Origin of the sequence: Paenibacillus sp. NPDC058898 (assembly GCF_049316025.1) — a bacterium.
Classification (GTDB): domain Bacteria; phylum Bacillota; class Bacilli; order Paenibacillales; family Paenibacillaceae; genus Paenibacillus_AQ.
Map to the genome: position 1 here is coordinate 269,279 of NZ_JBMOSM010000006.1, position 19,972 is coordinate 289,250.

Here is a 19,972-nt window from a genome sequence, read left to right on the forward strand (position 1 = left end):
ACGATTTATTAGATTAGGGGTGACAGGAAATGTTTACTATTTCCTTTAAAGCATATGATAATTTTGATGAGATTAAACAAATGTCTGCTAAACAATTTGATCAAACAAAACCAGATATAGAAGGGATCATAGAACTAAATTTTAATGGTAATAAATACGGATTGTTCTTTGATGATTGTCCTTTTGGCGGGGAAACCGTACAAGGAATTTAGATATTCACAATGGAAGGAAAGTATAATCAGCATAGTTCCTTTTGTTGAGGAAGTTAAGCTATTAAATTTTATATCTGTGTTGAATCCTCAACTATTAGAAAGTGAGAATATAAAAGTATTAGAAAATAAAATGCATGAACTAGGTTTGTATTGTTTTACAACTAACGAACCTACTGATCATTGATAAAAGGCTTATTCCTTAAATATGAGTTAGGAATGAGCTTTTTCGCATGTTTAATCCATGAAAATCCAAAATATGTATAGATTAAGCGATTTAATGGTACGGCTGTTCTAGCGGCAGGAATGCTAGATATTAATGGTCAGGGACAGCAATAAAACAGATGAATATACAAATTTTCAAAGAAAATTTATTGAAAACAATCGAGGAGATTTCAAAAAAGATAGGGTTGAAGGGGGTAATATCACAATTCACGGCAAGTATTTCGTGTTTTTACAATACAGGATTTCGCGATTTTGTTACATTCGGCATAGGAAAACTTGTAATATCGGTTTTTTCCCATTCTGGAGAGAGAGGTAGTGAAACAATGAAACTGTCACAAATCAGATTGATCACCAATGATATTCATAAGAGTGTAGCGTTTTACAGAGATGTGATGGAGTTTGCATTAGGATACTACGCGGAGGGGATGGAATTCGCATCGTTTAATACCGGCGAAACCAAAATCGAAATCTTTTCACGTCATCAAATATCTGAAGTGATTGGCGAAAAAAATCTGCCAACCGACGTGGAGTCACCATCGAAATTCTTACTCAGTTTTGCGGTGGATCAAATCGATGAGGTTTACGTCGGTTTGAAGAATAAAGGGGTATTATTCCTTAACGAGCCACATGATCGACAGGAGTGGAATGCCAGAGTCGTCCATTTACGGGATCCCGATGGCAATGTGATTGAGTTATACAAACATCCGCTTTAATGAAACTGAATTACTAAGATTTATTCAGCTTGGTGTATTCTTCTGGAGATTTTCCAATGATGGATTTGAAATCTTTAATGAAATGGGCTTGATCGTAATAGCCAAGATCCAGAGCAAGTTTTGACCAATCGGGAATATCCCCGTGGTTCATTTTTTCTACCGCTTCGTGAAGTCGGAAGCGCTGAATGATCCATTTGGGACTGATCCCCACATACTGACGGAATAATAGTTGAAGCTGTCTCGTTGGAATGGAAAAGCGGTTTACAATATCCTCAACTTTGACAATGCTTCTATCGGAAATGACACATTGGATGATGGTATTGATGAAATCGATATGGATATCCGGTTCAGGGAGCCGTTTCCGAAGAAAAAACTCGGCATGAGGAATCATCTGTTCCGCAGTTTCCTGAGCAAAAAGCTGTTGTTCTAACGATTGACTGCCCATTCCGAAGGCTGTATGGAAAGGTACCGTACGGTTTGTTATGGATAAAACGGGATTTTTCAAAATAGGATAAAAGGCTCCGGGTCGGAATTTGACGCCGAAGACGGCACCTTGTTCCCGAAGAAGAACGGAAAATCGCCCTTTCACGACTCCCACAATTCGGGAGTTATCTTTTTCAAACACAAGATGAACGGAGGGGTGAGGCAAGTTTTCCTGAAGGTGCGGTTCTTGCCCCCGAAGATCCCAGCGGACAACCCAATAATGTTCGATAAAATGGGTTAGATCATCGGAGGGCGAGTGAAGGGAAATTGAAAATTTGGGTGTTTCCTTATTTACATTTAACAGTCCGACAGGTTTGCCGAGTTTTGATTGCATCAGTAATCCCTCCAAGATAGAAGAGTTTTGGGGAATTGTTACAAGTATAATAACATAGGTGTATGAGTCAAGTCTTCACACATGTGATTGTTGGCCAAATGAATTAATTGCTGGGATCTTATGATTACTTCTTGATCTCAGCCGACGTGCCCCTGGATTGCAAGTCGCTTCCTCATGACGAACGCTATGTTACGGCTGAGTTAAAGGATTCCAATCGTTCCTATCGGAATTATCACCGATATTGCTGGATAGATTATCGATCTTTTCCTTTTGCTTTCCCGCTGTCTATCATTACTTTTACCTATCTTCACCATAGAGGATCCGTATTGGCCTTTTCCATTTATTCTCCTTACTATGAAGGAACACCGGTGAATTATTTGCGTTAGGAGATTATTTATGAAATGGCTTCAAAACTCCGGGCCAGGGTTATTATTCGTGTTTGTACTCGCCCTATTTTCTACCTGGCTCGGTTCCTTAATGCCCATCATTGGCGGTCCTGTATTTGGCATCGTCCTGGGCGTTATGATCAACAATACGGTAGGCAAGCCGAAAAGTACGCAAGCGGGCATCCGGTTTTGTTCCAAAAAAGTGCTGCAGTGGTCCATTATTGCCCTTGGCTGCGGGTTAAGCCTGACGCAGGTATGGCAGACGGGCTCGGAATCATTTTCACTGATGATGGTCAGTTTAGCTGCCTCTTTCCTCGCGGCTTACGGGTTCGGACGGATGATGAATATCCCGGTAAGGCTTAAAACATTGATCGGGGCTGGAACAGGCATCTGCGGCGGTTCCGCAATTGCGGCCGTTTCGCCGATTATCGAGGCCGAAGAAATCGAGATTGCCTACGCTATTTCGACCATATTTTTGTTCAACATTGCTGCGGTTCTTCTGTTCCCCCCGCTCGGCCATTGGCTTGACATGTCAGACAACGCCTTTGGTTTGTTGGCAGGAACTGCGATTAATGATACCTCGTCAGTAGTGGCCGCTGGTTACTTATATAGCAATGAAGCCGGAGATTACGCTACCATTGTCAAGCTGACACGAACGACGATGATCATTCCGATTTCGCTTCTGCTGGCTGCCTTAATGGGGGTACGTAAAAAACGTGCGGCAACGGCGGGGCAAACCGTCTCTTACAGCTTTGCAAAAATATTTCCTTGGTTTATCGTATGGTTTCTTGCCGCTTCCTTATTAAATACGTTAGGGTTGTTTAGTGAACAAGCGCTGCATGTTCTGGATATCTTAGCCAAGTTTATGATTGTCATGGCGTTGTCTGCGATTGGCCTAAGCGCGGATTTCCGCAAAATGATGAAGGCCGGCATCAAGCCTATTATTTTGGGACTTATCGTTTGGTTTGTCGTAACTGCGGTTAGCCTAATCATGCTCGGGGCGACTGGAAGGATATGAATAACAGCAGACGCGTAGAACAAGAAAGGAACAAGCAATGATCGTAGAAACACTAAAGGTATATGTAACGGTTGTGGAACAGAGCAATTTTTCGCGAGCCGCAGAGATTCTTAACCTCTCGCAGCCGAGTGTCAGCCAGCATATCCGCAATTTGGAAAATGAATTCGGGGTCAAGCTTATGCACCGTTCCCCCCACCGCGTGAAGACGACTGAGGCGGGCGATATCCTGTACAAACGGGCAAAGCAGATTCTAACCACGTACGAAGCGGCCAAGGAGGAAATTCACCTTTTGCGGGGTGAGGTTACCGGGGCGTTAAAAGTCGGGGCGAGCTTTACGATAGGCGAATATATACTGCCCCATCTTTTAGCTGAATTTGTTCTTCAATACCCGCATGTTGACATTCAGGCAAAGATAGCCAATACAGATGAAATTGCTCAAGGCGTTCTTGCCAACGAGCTCGGTATCGGTTTGGTGGAAGGCAATGTCGAATATAAGGATATTTTGGTCACTCCCCCGTTTATGGAGGATGAAATGGTCTTGGTTGCCCCCCGCAATCATCCGTTAAGCTTGCAAAAGATCATTGAACCGGGTGTACTGCAAGACCAGGTTTGGGTACTCAGAGAAAATGGCTCCGGTACACGGGCGTTTAGCGATCAATTTATCGGAGAACTGGGCCTTTGCATCAAACGCTCCTTCATCTTTAACAGCAATCAGGGAGTGAAAGAAGCGGTGGTGGCCGGATTAGGTCTGGCCCTTCTCTCCCGGTGGGTGATACGGACGGAGCTCGAATCCGGCGAACTATGCAGCATTTCCGTTAAAGGGCAGCGTTTTGCCCGCTATTTTTCCATTTTACTGGACCCTAAGTCTTCTGACACGATGGCAGTGAAAATGTTCATTCAAAAACTGCGGCAATTCAAGATGTAATTTCGTTCTATGAACCCATCATGACGGGGGGACGTTAACGAATCGTTATTTTTTTCTGACCCTCGAAGCACAAGATTGGTATTAGGAAGCTGCAGCGGCAGCTTCTTTTTTATTTTCGGATGAGTGTCACCTCGAAAAAATACTTTGTTTACTGAAAGGGGCTCCTGTCTGCTTGCTGTTATGCTGATCGTCTTATCCGATCCGGGCGAGAAATTTGTGAGATTCGTTTGATACACTGGTGATGGTAGGGAAATAGGAGTGGTAATGGCGGCGTATATGCCAAGAGGCAAAGACGCTGCCATTGTTTAAAAGGAGGAACGATCATGCAGGTGGGAAAATTATGGTTGTGGACGACGCAGCCTTTATGAGAGAAATGTTGAAAGATGTGCTTCGGACAGCCGGACATGAGATCGCGGTCGAGGCGGCCAACGGAGAAGAAGCCGTCAATCTATACAAGCGGGTAAAACCCGATCTGGTAACCATGGATATTACGATGCCGGAGATGGACGGGCTAGAAGCCCTTAGGGCGATCAAGAAACATGACCCGAAGGCAAAGGTCATTATGTGCTCCGCCATCGGGCAGAAGAGTCTGGTCATTAGCGCCATACAAGCCGGGGCCAAAGACTTCGTCATAAAGCCGTTCCATAAAGAACGGCTGCTGGAGACCGTAAGGAAAGTGCTGGCCCAATAATGGCCGGCTTCATCATACAAGTAAAGGTTGATGTATTCATCTATGTATCGAATCCTTTGCCTGGAAATTAGTTTTATTGTATATGGATTTCAGCAGGGCGCTCAATGCTTAATTTTAATCGTCAAATAGAGATTGTCAGTTATGATGACCGCTCCCCAGCGATCCTTCCATTCACGTCTCTTTGCCGTGGACTACCCTTTATTCAGCAGTCGATAGAGATTGAGTGCCAATTGAATCTGGAATAACTCGTCCGCGTTTTTTAAGTTGGAATTCAGCAGCTCTTTGATTTTGTCGATGCGATAGATAAAGGTGTTGCGGTGAATGAACATCGCCTTGGCGGCTTCCGTTACGTTCTGATTGTGCATGAAATAGTATTCCAGCGTAGAGATAAAGCTGGTGTTGAACGTTTGATCATGGTGATGGATGACGCCAAGCGTGTTGTGGAAGAACTCCTCCATCTCGGCAGGCTTGATATTGGAATCGAGAAAATGATAGACGGCGTAATCCTCAAAATGGGAGATGATCCGAATGTCTTTGAATCGCTGCATCAATCGCATCGCTTCCTGGGCCTCGAAGAAGCTTCGATGAAGCGAGGAGAACGTCTTATACTGACTGCCAATACCGATTAGAAACTGCGTTTTCTTCATTTCTCGGGTCAATAGCTCGACTAGCTCATGGGCGAAAGCTTTTGTTTCGTTGACTGTAACCGGCGGTTTATTCTCATTCTTCCCGACTAATATGATGATCTGCTGGCTTCGGTAGTAACACGTAAGCTCCCCGTTCGCTTTACTGGACAAGCCGTGGATCAGGTTGACGCATTTCTTCACCATATGCTCCAGTTCGTATTTTCGGTACACGATATCCTTATAGCTTTCCAGAAGGGTCGGTTCGATATGAACGACCATGCAGTAATAGGTATAGTTGATATTCAGCCCGTGTAGATCCGACTGCGAGTGCAGTGTCTCGGTCGAGGTGATGCTGCCGGACAGCAGGTCGTCAAAGAAATCGTGTCGGATTTTGAGCTTGACTTCCTCCAGCTCTTTCGCCTTCATGCGATCGAGGGCCAGAATGGTAGAGCCGTGCTCTAACGCTAAATTATCCATTGCCGTTAGCTTGCGAACGGTTTGGAAGACGACGATGTATCCGTACACATGGCTGGACACCGAGATCGGCATGATGCGGCATTTGAAGGTTCGATGCTTGTGATCGTAGTCGCGCTGGATCGATTTCTTGATTTCGCTTACGTATGTCGGGATCGCCTCGGTAAACTCGGACGGGAAGATGGGCCTGTTCTTCTGGAGCGACAAGAACTCATGCAGCTGCGTCTTATTATCCGGATGGTCTGTATAGCAGAGCAAATTCCAATCCCGATCAAGAATCAGGATCGGATTATGGACGATGTCGGCTAGCTCCGCCGAAATTTGTTCGATGCCGCCCCCTTCCAGCGGAATTTTGAACAGCGCATTATGCAGGTCGAGCGATCTGCGATTCAGCGCGTCATAATCGGCATTGGTCTTCTCATTAATGATCGCGATCACCTTGGAGAGCGTGTATTCAAAAGGGAGCTCCAGTAGCGGAAGCCCATACTTGTTCGCCAGATCAATCATGTTTTGCGGAATTCGGTCAAAATAGCGTTTCATTTTGATACACAGTCCCGCGCAATTGTTCGCGGCCAATTCATGAATGACCCGATTCTGCAGCTCCTCACTATCTTTAAAAATATATCCTGTGGATAAGAGCAGCTCATTCGAAGCAAGCCAATCGAATACATCCGGATTTTCAATAATATTCACAATGGATATTTGGTGATCAATTCCTGCCGCACCTGCAACGAGTTTAATGCCTTCGATCGCTTTGATCTGAAGGATGTCCCTGATAGTTAGCATTCTTAACACACACCTTTGTTTTTGTTCTTCATTGTGCAATGTGCACAGCGAATACACTAAGTTTTTAGTTTCGCTGTACAATGACCGGAGCGTAGCCCTGGATTACAATAAGGGTGTCAGGAGCAGTTTGCAACTTCAACTGTGATATAATTCACAAAACATCCTTTTGGCTGTGGAAAGTCATTCACCTGTTATACGTTCGACGTTTATATACCGGCTGAATTTGAATTCAGTATAGCATCTTAGGTCATTTATCCACAACTAAGGCATGGCCGATCCAAGGTGAATGAGGCCTTCAAAGGGATAGCCTGACAAAAGACAGCATTTGTCCATTTGTAAGCTAAGGAGGCGATATAACGGGAAGCTGCGGGAATAGAACCAGTACAGAAGCGGTTTGTGTTGTAAGCGCCGCCATCTCTTGCGATGCGGGGTTCCTTCAACAAATAAGAAGCTTGAAATTCCATGGGACGGTACACAGCATCTTTGATCGAACGGTGAACCTGAGGTGCCGGACGAACGGTGAACTATATACACTTGCCACTGACAACGTGGACAACGCTCCGAATACGCTGGTCACGGACATCGCGAGCTTTTCCAAACGGGGGCTGACGATTGGAGATCAGGTCTATGCGGAGGGAGATCGGTTATGCATAGGGAAGAATGCAGCCATTATGCTTCAGCAAGTCCATGTATGGCGGAGTAAGCTCCCACCCTATCCGGAAGACGAAGAAGTCTTAAGAAACCATGTAGCTGCAGCGCAGTCATGGATTGAAGCTCACGGCAAGGCCGGCGGGATGAAGCGAGCGGCTGAGACCGGAAATCCTTTTGATCAGGAAATGGAGAGAATGCTGAGGGAACGCTCCGAAGGACTTCTTGAAGCGCTGTCCAAAGGTGAAGTGAGTCTTGCATCTCATTATGCAATTCAACTAATAGGCTTGGGTCCGGGTCTGACTCCGTCGGGCGACGATTTCTTGGTAGGATTGTTTGCCGTTATGAATCTAACGAATGGTCCGCTGTTTAAGATCCGCCACGTGTGCGAGCAGGTTGTGGCGGCATCGGCTGATAGGAGCAATCCCATTAGCTATATGGCTTTAATGAAAGCCGCAAGCGGCCAGGTAAGGGAATCCATAGGAGATTTCATGAACCATATGATCCATGGCAGTAAGACTGAAGTTATATCTAGCTTATCCAGGATACTTGATATCGGTTCTACATCAGGAACGGATATCGCACTCGGGCTGGTGAATGGCTTGAAGCTTAGCATAGAAAGCAATGGGAGGTAAAGCATGTCGACTAAAGTTGTGATTAAAAAGAATACGTACTTTGATTCCGTCTCACTGATGTCACTGTCAACCAAGGCGAATCAATTAGACGGCGTAGAACAGGCATTTATCGCAATGGGAACGCAGATGAACAAGGAAGTACTGGCCAATGTCGGTCTCATGACCCCGGAGTTGGAGGAAGCCAAGGGCAGCGATCTGATGATCGTCATTAAAGCGGTCTCTGAGAAGTTCGTGGAAAGCGCTTACGAAGGTATCGAAGCCTTATTTAACAGCAAGGGAAGCGAGGCAGGAAACAGTGAGCTTACGTTCCCGACAATCGACTCAGCCGCAAGAAATCTTCCTTCGGCCAAGCTGGCCGTCATTTCTGTAAACGGACTGTTCGCAGCCAGAGAAGCCAGAAAGGCACTGGAGAATGATCTCCACGTCATGCTGTTCAGCGATAATGTGAGCGTGGAAGAGGAGATCGAGCTTAAGAACATGGCGCATGAGCGTGGTTTGCTCATGATGGGACCGGACTGCGGTACGGCCATCATCGGAGGCGTGGGGCTGTGTTTTGCGAATAACGTGCGTCCAGGAAGCATTGGGATCGTAGGCGCATCCGGCACGGGAAGCCAGGAGGTCAGCGTTCGGGTTCATGATTTTGGCGGCGGGATCTCCCAGCTGATCGGCACGGGCGGACGGGATTTAAGCGAACGGGTTGGCGGCATTATGATGCTGGACGGCATGAGGGCGCTTAACCAAGACGAAGCGACCAAGGTCATCGTACTGATCTCGAAGCCGCCTGCAAAGAGCGTGGAAGAGAAGGTGCTTGCCGAGATCAAGCACATGAGTAAGCCTGTCGTGGTGTGTTTTATCGGCGGAACGGAAGAAGCAGTGGTGAACGCCGGCGGTCATTTTGCCAAAACGACGAAAGAAGCGGCGCTGAAAGCCGTTATCCTGTCGGGCGTCGACGAGAGCACCATTGATAAGCACCCGCTGAATCTGCCTCTCATCGAGGAGATCAAGACCAAGCTAAAGCCGGAGCAAAAATACATCCGTGGATTGTTCTGCGGCGGAACGCTGTGCGACGAAGCCATGTACCTGGCGATGGAGCAATACGAGGATGTATACAGCAATATTCCAAAGGATCCGAAGTATCGCCTGCAGGATATCCATGTGAGCCAGGGCCACACGTTTATCGATTTTGGGGATGACGAGTTCACCAACGGCAAGCCTCACCCGATGATCGATCCTTCTTCCCGGATTGCCAGATTCAAGCAGGAGGCTAAAGATCCGTCGGTTGGCGTTATCGTAATGGATTTCGTTCTTGGATACGGAGCGCACGAAGATCCGGTCGGGGTCATGCTCCCGGCGATCGTGGAAGCCAAGCAGGCGGCCGAACAAGAAGGAAGACATCTGGAGATTATCGGCTATGTACTGGGAACGGATCTCGATACGCCGTCTGTAGAAGAGCAGTTAAATAAACTGGTATCTGCCGGAGTTACTTATGCCAGCAGCAGTACGAACACGGGGCTTCTCGCCAGAGGCTTCGTCGAGAAAGGAGTATGACATGAGCAGAATCAACGAGCTATTTAACAGCGAGCTTCACGTAATCAATGTGGGTCTTGAAATGTTTAAAGACGATATTTTGAAGCAAAAAGGGAAGGTTTCCCACCTGGAGTGGAAACCGCCGGGCGGCGGCAAGCCTGAAGTCATCGCACTGCTTGATAAGCTGGATCAGCCGGACATTCAGGAGAAAATCGAAGCGGCGAACCAGCTGGCCGTGGAACGGATCATCAACTCCCAGCCGGTATTGATCGGTTTCGATCAGGCGATCAATGTCGTGCCGGGCATGACCAAGAAGACGATCCTGCACGCAGGTCCGCCTATTACGTGGGAGCGAATGAGCGGTCCGATGAAGGGCGCGGTCACGGGCGCACTGGTCTTCGAAGGCTTGGCCAGCAATCTGGATGAAGCGGCGGAACTTGCGGCATCGGGTGAAATCACGTTCTCGCCATGCCATGAGCATAACTGCGTAGGCTCGATGGCGGGGGTAACTTCAGCTTCCATGTTCATGCACATCGTGGAGAACCGGACATACGGCAATATCGCATACACGAACCTGAGCGAGCAGCTGTCCAAAATACTGCGGATGGGTGCTAATGACGAAACGGTCATCGCCCGTCTGAACTGGATGAGAGACGTGCTGGGCCCGATGCTTCGGGATGCCATGAAGTTCTCCGAGAATGGCATTGACCTTCGCCTCATGCTATCGCAGGCGCTTCATATGGGAGATGAATGCCATAACCGCAACAATGCCGGCACGACGCTGTTAATCCAAGCGTTAACGCCGCTGATTCTGCGGACCGACTTCCCTACGGAGCAGCAAATCGAGGTTTTTGATTTTGTGGCAAGCAGCGATTACTTCTCCGGCCCGACCTGGATGGCGCTCTGTAAATGCGCGCTGGATGCGGCGCATGGGATTGAATACAGCACCATCGTGACCACCATGGCCCGCAACGGCGTCGAATTCGGCATTCGCGTCAGCGGCATGCCAGGTAACACCTGGTTCACCGGACCGGCGCAAAAGGTGGTTGGACCCATGTTCGCAGGGTATAAGCCGGAGGATTCGGGCCTTGATATCGGCGATAGCGCGATTACGGAAACCTACGGAATCGGCGGATTTGCGATGGCAACCGCTCCGGCGATTGTGGCGCTTGTCGGCGGAACCGTGGATGAAGCCATGAATTATTCGGTCAAGATGAAGGAGATTACGACCACGGAAAATCCGAACGTTACCATTCCTTTATTGAACTTCAGCGGCATTCCAACGGGCATAGATATTCGTAAAGTGGCCCAAACCGGCATCATGCCGGTGATCAACACGGCCATCGCGCATAAAGACCCGGGAATCGGAATGATTGGAGCGGGTATCACGCATCCTCCGGTGGATTGTTTTGAACAGGCGTTACTAGCTCTTAGCCAGCGCATTCAGTCATAGAATGGTGGCCCTTCAGGCATGCCTTAATACCTGAAGGGTACCTGATGCTAGTTCTATAAGTGTAGTGATCTAAGGAGGCATTTATATGGATCAGGTACTCATGAAAATGTTATGGAAAAAAGGAGATTGGGCTGCGTTCTTCGGCTTGCTTGCCAATAATCTAACCAATCTGCTGACCATGATTTCACTTTTGATTTTTGTTGTAGGTTTTCCGGAAGATATGGTCTACGGAAGAGTAGTCCCTGCCTTCGGATTCGCTATCTTCATCGCAAGCATGGCTTACGGTTGGTTTGGATATAAGCTGGCAAAGAAAACGGGCCGCAGCGACATTACCGCGCTGCCGTCAGGTCCGAGTGCCCCGTCGATATTTACCGTTACTTTTCTGGTGCTGATTCCGGTATTCAGACAGACCAATGATGCAACCTTTGCGCTCCAGATCGGTCTGGTATGGTGCTTCTTCGAAGCCATGATCCTGGTTGTGGGTTCCTTCTTGGGCGATTTGCTCAGAAAAGTAATTCCAAGAACCGTTCTCTTGTCCTGTTTGTCCGGACTTGGATTGCTGCTGCTTGCCATGAACCCGATGCTGCAATCATTCGAAACACCGATTGTCGCTTTTATCGTACTGGTCATCATCTTTATCAACTGGTTTGGTAAATCTCCAATATTCAAAAAAATCCCGACCGGTTTTCTGCTCCTAATTGCCGGTACCGTCCTGGCTTGGGTATTCGGATTGCAAAATCCGGAAGCGATTACGACGGCGTTGTCTACACTGGGCTTTAATCCGCCTGAAGTTCACATTACAAGTCTGTTCCAAGGAATACCTCATGCGCTGCCGTACCTGGCATCGGCTATTCCTTTGGGTCTCGCCAATTATATTTTTGACTTGGAAAATATCGAGAGTGCGCATGCTGCGGGAGATCCTTATAATACCCGGAACGTCATGCTGACGAACGGTGTGGCTTCCAGTATCGGCGCATTCACAGGCAACCCGTTCCCGGTTACCGTGTACATCGGTCACGCCGGCTGGAAATCCATCGGCGCCGGTCTGGGGTATACAATTGCATCCGGCTTTGCCATGTTAATCATCTCGCTCTTTGGAATTGGAGCCCTGCTCCTGTCCATCATTCCGGTTGTCGCGATTGTACCGATCCTGGTCTATGTCGGCGTGGTCACTGCCAATCAGGTTGTCCGGGAAACGCCTAAGAATGAAGTGCCCGTTATCTTCATCACCTTATTCCCTTGGATCGCCAACTGGGCCTTAACGCTTGCCAATAACATCTTTAATGCTGCCGAGACGACGGCTTCCAAGGTTGGCATCGATTTGTTGTTAAGCAAAGGCGTTTATTATAACGGTCTGAATCATCTGGGGAACGGCGCACCACTCAGCAGTTTGATCTGGGGCTCAATTGCCATCTTCGCCATCCTGAATAAGCCGCTGCGGGCTGCCGTGTTCGCGGTCATCGCAGCCGTCCTATCCCTATTCGGCATTATCCATGCGCCTACGGTGGGATTTGCCCAAGATGCGCTGATGCCGTTCGTATACGCATACCTGATGGTTGCCGCACTGTTTGTTTATAAGCATTTTTCCGATCTTCGCGATCCGGCAAATCAATTGCAGTCAGAGTAATGCCGGAATGCGCTGGTCTGAATATGCAGATCTGAATGACAAGGATTGAAAACATAAAACGAGGAGGTCACTCGATGAATGCTGAAGCGATGAATGACGAACTCATTCTGGCGTGCGACCGAGGAGACTTGGCTGTGGTAGAGCAGTTATTGGAGCGTGGTGCCGATGTTCATCACAAGGACAGCCAGGGCCGGACGGCTCTAATGGCTGCAACGCAGAAAAACCAAGTTCCCCTTGCCAAAAAGTTAATCGAAGCCGGCAGCGACGTGAATGCAAGAGACATCACCATGTTAACCCCATACCTGTGTGCAGGAGCTAACGGTTTTCATGAAATCCTGCGTCTGACTATTCAAGGAGGAGCGGATATCACGAGCGTGAACCGGTTTGGGGGAACAACGCTGCTGCCGTCAAGCGAAAAAGGATATTTAAGAACCGTTCAGATTTGCCTGGAAGCAGGTGTTGCCGTGAATCATGTGAATAATCTGGGATGGTCCGCGTTGCTGGAGGCTGTCATTCTTGGAAACGGGGGCCGACTGTACTCCGATATCATTCAGCTTCTGGTTGAAGCAGGGGCCGACGTGCAGCTGAAGGATCGTGACGGAAAGTCCACCCTCCAGCATGCCGTAGAGATGAAGCAGCATAAGGTAATCAAGATTCTCAATAAACAAAGCGTAAGTATCCCGGACAGCATTCTACGAGCGAAAGAGCTGGGTAAGGCAGAGAAGTTCGAGGAAGCCATCTCAATCATAGACAACGTGCTGGGGGAAGAGGGGAATCCTGCCGACCTCTACTACTACAAAGGTTATTGTTCCGGAGAATTAGGACGTTATGACGAGGCACTGGCTGCTTATAATCAAGGGCTGTCGATTGATCCCGGCGATCTCGACTTCTATTTCTATACTGCCAATGCTTATCGGATGATGAAACGTCCGGAAGAAGCCATTGCCGAATATGACAAAGCGATTGAGCGGAAGCCGGAGGAAACGTTCTACCGCTATCATAAATCCAATTATTTAAGAGAATTGGGCAGGCACGAGGAAGCCGTCATCGTGATGGATCAGCTGTTAGCCGAGCAGCCTTGGCGTTATGATTTTTCCTTTCACAAGGCGAACAGCCTGAGATCGCTCGGTAAGCACCAAGAGGCTGCCGATGCGATAGACAATGCAATCACGCATGATCGGACCAATGGGCTATATCATTATCATAAGGGCCAATCCTTGAATTTGCTTGGTAACTATGCGGCGGCGATCGAAGCGATGGATCAGGCCATCCAATGCGGCCCGGATCATGCGGATTATTACTGCGAGAAAGCCAGCAGCCTGTTAGCGCTTAATCAGCCGAAGGAGGCCATGGCGCTCATTGAACAAGCACATGCTATTCATCCGGATCATGGCAGAGCCAAGAGCTTGAAAGAAACAATAACGGCTGCTGCAAAACCATAATTCCATTCGAATGTAAACACATCTTTACAGAAACATCTACGGTCTCTGGCGTGCCAATAAAGCTGGGATTCTTCATGCAGGACTCGTTATTATCGGCGCGCCGTATGGCTCGTTTATAGAGGATCACTCAGCTAGAGTCATCGGCTGATCGACCAGGAGGTTAGTCATGGATAAATTTGTAGTTGTAGCCATTGGCGGTAATTCGTTAGTCAAGGATAATGGCCGCGAGTCGATTAAGGATCAATACGAGGCGGTATGTGAAATTGCAGCCAACATTGCAGACATGGTGCAAGCAGGCGTCAACGTGGTCGTTACTCACGGTAACGGGCCGCAGGTTGGATTCGAGCTGAGAAGGAGCGAGGTTGCTTCAGAGGTCATCGGCATGAATGCCGTTCCGCTCGTGAATTGCGTGGCGGACACGCAGGGCGGCATCGGCTACCAAATTCAACAGGCGTTAACGAATGAGTTTATCCACCGCAACATCACGAAAAAAGTAGCGACCATCATCACACAGGTTGAGGTCAGCGAAGCCGACCCTAATTTCCGAGATCCTTCCAAACCGGTGGGCTCCTTCTTCTCCCTGGAGCAAGCCGAGGAATTGAAGCGCGAGCACCCCGAGTGGGTGATGGTTGAGGATTCGGGCCGCGGATATCGCAGGGTTGTTCCTTCACCTGCGCCGATTGATATTGTCGAGAAGGATGCCATTCGATCGCTGATCGAGTCAGGATGTATCGTGATTGCCGTCGGCGGAGGAGGTATTCCTGTTATCAAGACGAAGGATAATACCTATGAAGGCATCGATGCGGTGATCGATAAGGACTTTGCCACAAGTTTATTGGCAGAGCAGGTAGATGCGGAAACGCTGATCATTACAACGGGCGTGCCCCAAGTATTCGTGAATTTCGGTACGCCGGATCAGAAGGCACTTGAAGAGGTTACCGTTGAAGAGATTAAACAGTATGTGAAAGAGGGGCATTTCCCGAAAGGCAGCATGCTTCCTAAAATTGAGGCCAGTCTTAATTTTCTAAAGAAACCGGGACGCAGAGTCATCATTACGAACCCGGAAAGCTTAAGCGATGCCATCAAGAAACAGGCTGGAACGCATATTGTGAGCTAACGGCTTAAGCTGTTGGCAAAAGAACCGCCAGAACCGCTATATTTACTTTTTTGAACATGGCCCGAGAGAGGGATACTTTGAAAAAAGTGCCTCTCTCGGGTTCTTTGCGATGATACTCGCATAATCGGGCTCCTCGGGTTTTCCGTTGAAGCCATCATTCAGGGAATCCTTGCAGGGGTCTTTGCTGTATTTGGTCACCAGGCAATCAAGCAAACGAAAGAAAGGATTCAGTCATGAAGAAGGTATGGATCAATGCCGGACATGGCGGTAAGGACCCGGGAGTGGTTGCAAATGGTCTGCAGGAAAAGGATATCGTTCTTACTCTTTCATACGGAGTTAAAAAGCAGCTGGAACGTGATTATGGTGGCGTATAGGTGCTGTTCTCCCGATCCACGGAAGTTTCTTGAGCTTGATGATTGAACAGATGGGGCCAACAAAGCGGACGCTGACCTCATAGTCTCCATCCATTGTAGTGCCGGTGGTGGAGCTGGTGGATTGGAGTCATTCCGATATACTAATGTTTCCGCTGTGTCTCGTTCTCTTCAGAATGTGCTGCATACCAAAATCATGGCTGCCCTAAAGCCTTATCATGTGATTGATCGGGGACAGAAAGCGGCGAACCTGCGTATGGTCTATGACTTTTATGTAAAGATGGAAAATGTAAATATTATAATATACCAAAATCACTATTAAAAATTCATGAAACACATATTGTTAAAATAAAATAGAACTTTCATCATTTGTTAAATATTAGTAAATAATTTAGATTTTTAGGAGGTGTTATACAAAATAGATATTATAAGGAGATGGTTTTTTTGAGTTTTTGGCGTAGTATCAAGAAAATAGCTTCAGTTTTAGTTTTGGTAATGCTGTTAAATACAGTATTTGCTGCAATTACTGTATCGGCGCTCCCAGCACATAGCGAACTTCAGCAAATCCAAGATGAACTAAATCTAACTGAAAGCGAGATTCAAGAACTTCTATTATTTATCCAAGAACACTCTAGCAGCATAGAGGAAGCAATCGAGGTAGACGAAAATTTAAAGGCGAATATTGAACAATATAACGAGTATAGCAAAGAGTTTGCTATGATACTTGCATTTGCAGATACAGCAACTAGCCAGACATCTACAGTCAGTCACTTGTCGGACTCCGGTATTCCGAGTGAAATTTCGCCAGCTATTTGGCCTATTGTTTGGGCGGTTGTATCTGCTATAATTAAAGCCGCAGTAAAGAAGAAGATGGGGAAAAAAATTGTTCAACAAATAGGTAGACAATTCGATGATAAAGTATGGCCACAGATAGAACCAGGAATTAAAAGAGAATATGAAATTCATGGTTATACTAGGAGTGTTGGTCCAGAGGATGCTGCGCAAGCCAATGGAATTAAGCAAGGTGAACACATAATCTCCTTATATGGTCAAAATGGTTCGGAATATTTGAGGCTACATGTTTATACTTCCGATTCAAGAAATCATACTCGGTGGCATTATCATACAAAAGATAATTGGCCTGACCATAAGGGTAATGTTGATGTATACCATAATTCACTTCCAAAATGGGGTTCAGAATAAAGTTGGATAAACGACGATTTTTGTTAACGTTTGGTCGTAATTTAGACCATAGTAATATTGACTACTTGGTAAAGAGCCGATTATCAAAGTATAAGGGCGGGATCCAAGAGGATTATTTTAACCCCATTCTTCAAAAGGGGGCAGAAGTGATTCTCAACTACCAGATTATTGATACGAATTTTGATCGAAAATCTTCTAAGTATTATTTGGATGATTATCATATTACGGAAGCACAGAAGAACGGTTTTTTGCTTTCATTGAAAAAGCTAAAAGGGACTCACGTCTGGTGCGACCCGCGAATTCAAGGCCATGCCTTTTGTGTATTTGATGGAATCGAGTACAGTTTCTATGTCTACCGCTCACTTGAAAGACAAGAATACCGCTTTCCCCAATATTACAATGATGACAGTAATGCTGATCCTATTGTGCATAGTCAGTTGCATAAAATGCCTGAGGAAGAACAATATTTACAGTTTCCATCCGATTTGAGTACAGAGGTCAAAGATGAAATAACGATTAAATGGATACAGGAATTGATTAAAATGTAGTAAGTAATTTGAAAAGTAGGACCCTGCACATTATATAGTGCAGGGTCTTTTATTTTTGCGATTATGGGAATTTATAATTTTCATATGAATTAAAGTCACTGTTTGTTTCTAAAGAAACTCAAGAAATAATCCGAGTAAAGAAAGAATTATATAAATGACAGAGGTGTTCTCTGCACGGACAAAGATTCATCGAACAAGCGGGCATGGAAATCTATCTATGGATATCGACGATCATTCAAGGTCGCTGATATATTCTCTTAACATTTGGTCATATCTTGTACTTATATCCATATAATATACCATTATTAACCAAATTTTATATTTGCGAGGTGTGTTTTATGAATTCCGTTTATATCACAAGTGTAGGAAAGTTTCTCCCCGGTTCTCCGGTTAGTAACGATGAGATGGAAGAATATCTTGGCAAGATTGGAGGGAAATCTTCCAAAACCAAAAGACTCATTCTGGAGAAGAATCAAATTCGGTCCCGATATTATGCCATGGATAAAGAGCAAAAGAGCTTATACACAAACGCAGAGATGGCTTCTTTAGCCATTCGGGATGCCTTGGAGCGAAACGGCAACGTAACCGAACAAGATATCGATTTCCTAGCGACAGGTACGACAAGAGCGGATCTGCTCCTGCCAGGGTTTGCGAGTATGGTGCATGCAGAGACTGGTTTACCCCCTATGGAAATTGCATCTCATTCCGGTTTATGCGCCAGCGGAATGCACGCACTCAAGAATGCGTATGTACATATAAAAGCTGGCGAGCACCGAGCAGCCATCGCCTGTTCCAGCGAGTTTTTGAGTCGCGAATTCAAACATACGAAATTTGAAGCACAGGGGATTTATAGCAATAACCGGGTGCCTTTTGACACGGATTTCTTACGTTTTATGCTTTCGGATGGCGCTGGAGCAGCCGTACTGCAAAATGAGCCTTCATCCAAGGGGCCATCGCTGCGTATTGAATGGATCGATAACCAGTCCTACGCGAACCAGTATGAGGTCTGTATGTATTCAGGCATGAGTAAAGAGAATGGAATTCCTTCCTGGCTGGACTATCCCTCCATTCATGAAGCAGCCGATCAAGGAGCTCTGAATATGAAGCAGGATGTAAGGCTTGTCAATGAAATAACAAACGTAGGCACCAATCGATTATTGGAGCTCGTGGAGGAAGGGAGAATTGATCCTGAGAGAATGGACTGGATGGTGTGCCACTATTCATCGCATTTTTTCAGAGATGAAATCTTCCGATTATTGGAGCATGGCGGCGTGAGGATTCCGGAAGAGAAATGGTTTACGAATTTATATACGAAAGGGAACACGGGCGCAGCATCGATCTATATTATGCTGGAGGAGCTGCTGAATGAAGGTCATCTCACTGAGGGAGAGCAGGTGTTGTGCATCGTTCCCGAAAGTGGTAGATTCCAAATCTCGATTATGCTGCTGAGCGTAGTGTAAACATAAAAGACGCCATCGTCAGACGGCGTCTTTTATGTTCCTCATACAGACAGCGATCATCATGCACAAATTCTCTATTTTAATAATAAAAAGAGGAAAAAACACCATATATTTGAATATACTCTAGAAACTATACGAAGAGAGGGATACTCTAATGAATATGCAGACACTAGCAGAGAAGATGAGTGCCGGTGTGTTTAACGATATTCTAAAACGTGACTTTTCACAGGACATGATTTCTGAACTAGAACAGATGAACGCAGCCCAATTGGAAAACAAATTGAAAGACACATTAGCAGTGCCGATAGGCATATCCAAGGAGAGGGTATTCGAATATCTTCAATTGTATTATTCAGCATCTTGGCAGAATCTCTTCATGGAGCTGAATATGCCCCGTGCTTTAAGTCTTTTGGAAGTTGGTGCAGGTGATATTGTTTACATTCCAAAGGCTTTAGACGCTTATTCCAAAAACATGGGCACATATGTGACTGCCAATCTCAACAGGGAGTTGACACAAAATTTTCAGGAGAAAACGAAAGGAATGGACATAAACATACAGGTTGTTGAGGACGATGCCGCAAATATAGGTTTATATTATCCTGCCTCTTCTTTTGATGTTGTCGCTTTTCATCACGCTATTAATGATATCATTCAGACCATTATCGCCAATCGTGAGGGCATTGATACAGTAAACAATGATTGGTGGACAATCGAACCTCAAATGTTACAAGCTGTTATGGATTATGACCGAAAAGGCATGTTGAAAGATGCAGCGTATCATGAGTTTATCCAAATCATTGACACAAGCCATAAGCAGTTAAAAAGAGGAGGATATATGATATTCGATAACATTACTTACTCTGGATATGATGAAATGGGTTATTCCTCTGAATTTCACAGCAACTATATCCAACTGGCTAGAAGCTGGATTAGCGAAGCAAATCTAGGTTTGGAAGAGATTGAAGTCGAATCGTATGATAAACAATGGTGGATGATATTGAGAAAAGTATAATCATAGTATAAATTCTTGTTAACAACATAGTGTCAACAAATAAATCCAATTCAAGTATA

19 protein-coding genes are annotated in these 19,972 nt (G+C 46.2%); 17 read left to right on the plus strand and 2 right to left on the minus strand.

Features of this window, described 5'->3' with window-relative positions:
* Nucleotides 1-29: 29 nt before the first annotated feature.
* Complete coding sequence (locus ACOZB4_RS18440; protein ID WP_379412266.1) at nt 30-212, plus strand: hypothetical protein; 183 nt, start codon at nt 30-32, stop codon at nt 210-212.
* Between the two features lie 341 nt (nt 213-553).
* The gene (locus tag ACOZB4_RS18445; RefSeq protein WP_379412269.1) at nt 554-1,147 is read left to right on the plus strand and encodes a VOC family protein; all 594 of its coding nucleotides are present in this window, start codon (nt 554-556) and stop codon (nt 1,145-1,147) included.
* A 13-nt stretch (nt 1,148-1,160) separates the two neighbouring features.
* Here the strand turns inward: ACOZB4_RS18445 and ACOZB4_RS18450 are convergent, their stop codons facing one another.
* Nucleotides 1,161-1,964, minus strand: a complete 804-nt coding sequence (locus tag ACOZB4_RS18450) for a DUF6597 domain-containing transcriptional factor (RefSeq protein WP_379412272.1) — start codon at nt 1,962-1,964, stop codon at nt 1,161-1,163.
* A gap of 396 nt (nt 1,965-2,360) precedes the next feature.
* Between ACOZB4_RS18450 and ACOZB4_RS18455 the strand changes: the two genes are divergently transcribed.
* The 3 genes from ACOZB4_RS18455 to ACOZB4_RS18465 all read left to right on the plus strand — a co-directional run bounded on the left by ACOZB4_RS18455 (nt 2,361) and on the right by ACOZB4_RS18465 (nt 4,984).
* The gene (locus ACOZB4_RS18455; protein ID WP_379412274.1) at nt 2,361-3,368 is read left to right on the plus strand and encodes a YeiH family protein; all 1,008 of its coding nucleotides are present in this window, start codon (nt 2,361-2,363) and stop codon (nt 3,366-3,368) included.
* 37 nt (nt 3,369-3,405) lie between these two features.
* Nucleotides 3,406-4,293: a LysR family transcriptional regulator gene (locus ACOZB4_RS18460; RefSeq protein ID WP_379412276.1), complete on the plus strand. Its 888-nt coding sequence runs from the start codon at nt 3,406-3,408 to the stop codon at nt 4,291-4,293.
* Nucleotides 4,294-4,633: 340 nt separating this feature from the next.
* Nucleotides 4,634-4,984, plus strand: a complete 351-nt coding sequence (locus ACOZB4_RS18465; RefSeq protein WP_379412279.1) for a response regulator — start codon at nt 4,634-4,636, stop codon at nt 4,982-4,984.
* A gap of 191 nt (nt 4,985-5,175) precedes the next feature.
* Here ACOZB4_RS18465 and ACOZB4_RS18470 read toward each other — a convergent pair whose 3' ends face one another.
* The gene (locus ACOZB4_RS18470) at nt 5,176-6,870 is read right to left on the minus strand and encodes a PucR family transcriptional regulator (protein ID WP_379412282.1); all 1,695 of its coding nucleotides are present in this window, start codon (nt 6,868-6,870) and stop codon (nt 5,176-5,178) included.
* Between the two features lie 452 nt (nt 6,871-7,322).
* Here ACOZB4_RS18470 and ACOZB4_RS18475 point away from each other — a divergent pair, with 452 nt between their 5' ends.
* The 12 genes from ACOZB4_RS18475 (at nt 7,323) to ACOZB4_RS18530 (ending at nt 19,913) form a co-directional block, all read left to right on the plus strand.
* Complete coding sequence (locus tag ACOZB4_RS18475; RefSeq protein ID WP_422759595.1) at nt 7,323-8,153, plus strand: DUF2877 domain-containing protein; 831 nt, start codon at nt 7,323-7,325, stop codon at nt 8,151-8,153.
* A 3-nt stretch (nt 8,154-8,156) separates the two neighbouring features.
* A complete protein-coding gene (gene fdrA, locus ACOZB4_RS18480; protein WP_379412286.1) occupies nt 8,157-9,701 on the plus strand; it encodes an acyl-CoA synthetase FdrA in 1,545 nt (514 codons plus the stop codon).
* 1 nt (nt 9,702) lies between these two features.
* Entirely contained in the window at nt 9,703-11,133 is a 1,431-nt protein-coding gene (locus tag ACOZB4_RS18485; protein ID WP_379412289.1) for a DUF1116 domain-containing protein, read from the plus strand.
* 85 nt (nt 11,134-11,218) lie between these two features.
* The gene (locus ACOZB4_RS18490) at nt 11,219-12,760 is read left to right on the plus strand and encodes a xanthine permease (RefSeq protein ID WP_339270810.1); all 1,542 of its coding nucleotides are present in this window, start codon (nt 11,219-11,221) and stop codon (nt 12,758-12,760) included.
* Nucleotides 12,761-12,834: 74 nt separating this feature from the next.
* Nucleotides 12,835-14,202: a tetratricopeptide repeat protein gene (locus tag ACOZB4_RS18495; protein WP_379412293.1), complete on the plus strand. Its 1,368-nt coding sequence runs from the start codon at nt 12,835-12,837 to the stop codon at nt 14,200-14,202.
* 166 nt (nt 14,203-14,368) lie between these two features.
* Nucleotides 14,369-15,319 carry a carbamate kinase gene (gene arcC / locus ACOZB4_RS18500; RefSeq protein WP_379412296.1) on the plus strand — a complete coding sequence of 317 codons (951 nt, stop codon included), beginning with the start codon at nt 14,369-14,371 and terminating at the stop codon, nt 15,317-15,319.
* Between the two features lie 233 nt (nt 15,320-15,552).
* On the plus strand, nt 15,553-15,693 hold the full coding sequence (locus ACOZB4_RS18505) for an N-acetylmuramoyl-L-alanine amidase (protein ID WP_379412298.1): 141 nt from the start codon (nt 15,553-15,555) through the stop codon (nt 15,691-15,693).
* Between the two features lie 88 nt (nt 15,694-15,781).
* Nucleotides 15,782-16,012: a hypothetical protein gene (locus tag ACOZB4_RS18510; protein ID WP_379412520.1), complete on the plus strand. Its 231-nt coding sequence runs from the start codon at nt 15,782-15,784 to the stop codon at nt 16,010-16,012.
* A 113-nt stretch (nt 16,013-16,125) separates the two neighbouring features.
* Nucleotides 16,126-16,893 carry a YpjP family protein gene (locus ACOZB4_RS18515; protein ID WP_379412301.1) on the plus strand — a complete coding sequence of 256 codons (768 nt, stop codon included), beginning with the start codon at nt 16,126-16,128 and terminating at the stop codon, nt 16,891-16,893.
* Between the two features lie 2 nt (nt 16,894-16,895).
* On the plus strand, nt 16,896-17,441 hold the full coding sequence (locus ACOZB4_RS18520; protein WP_379412303.1) for a hypothetical protein: 546 nt from the start codon (nt 16,896-16,898) through the stop codon (nt 17,439-17,441).
* Between the two features lie 338 nt (nt 17,442-17,779).
* Nucleotides 17,780-18,901 (plus strand): beta-ketoacyl-ACP synthase III, encoded by a 1,122-nt coding sequence (locus ACOZB4_RS18525; protein ID WP_379412305.1) that lies wholly within the window; start codon nt 17,780-17,782, stop codon nt 18,899-18,901.
* Between the two features lie 154 nt (nt 18,902-19,055).
* Nucleotides 19,056-19,913, plus strand: a complete 858-nt coding sequence (locus ACOZB4_RS18530; protein ID WP_339292492.1) for a hypothetical protein — start codon at nt 19,056-19,058, stop codon at nt 19,911-19,913.
* The last annotated feature ends 59 nt before the right edge of the window (nt 19,914-19,972 follow it).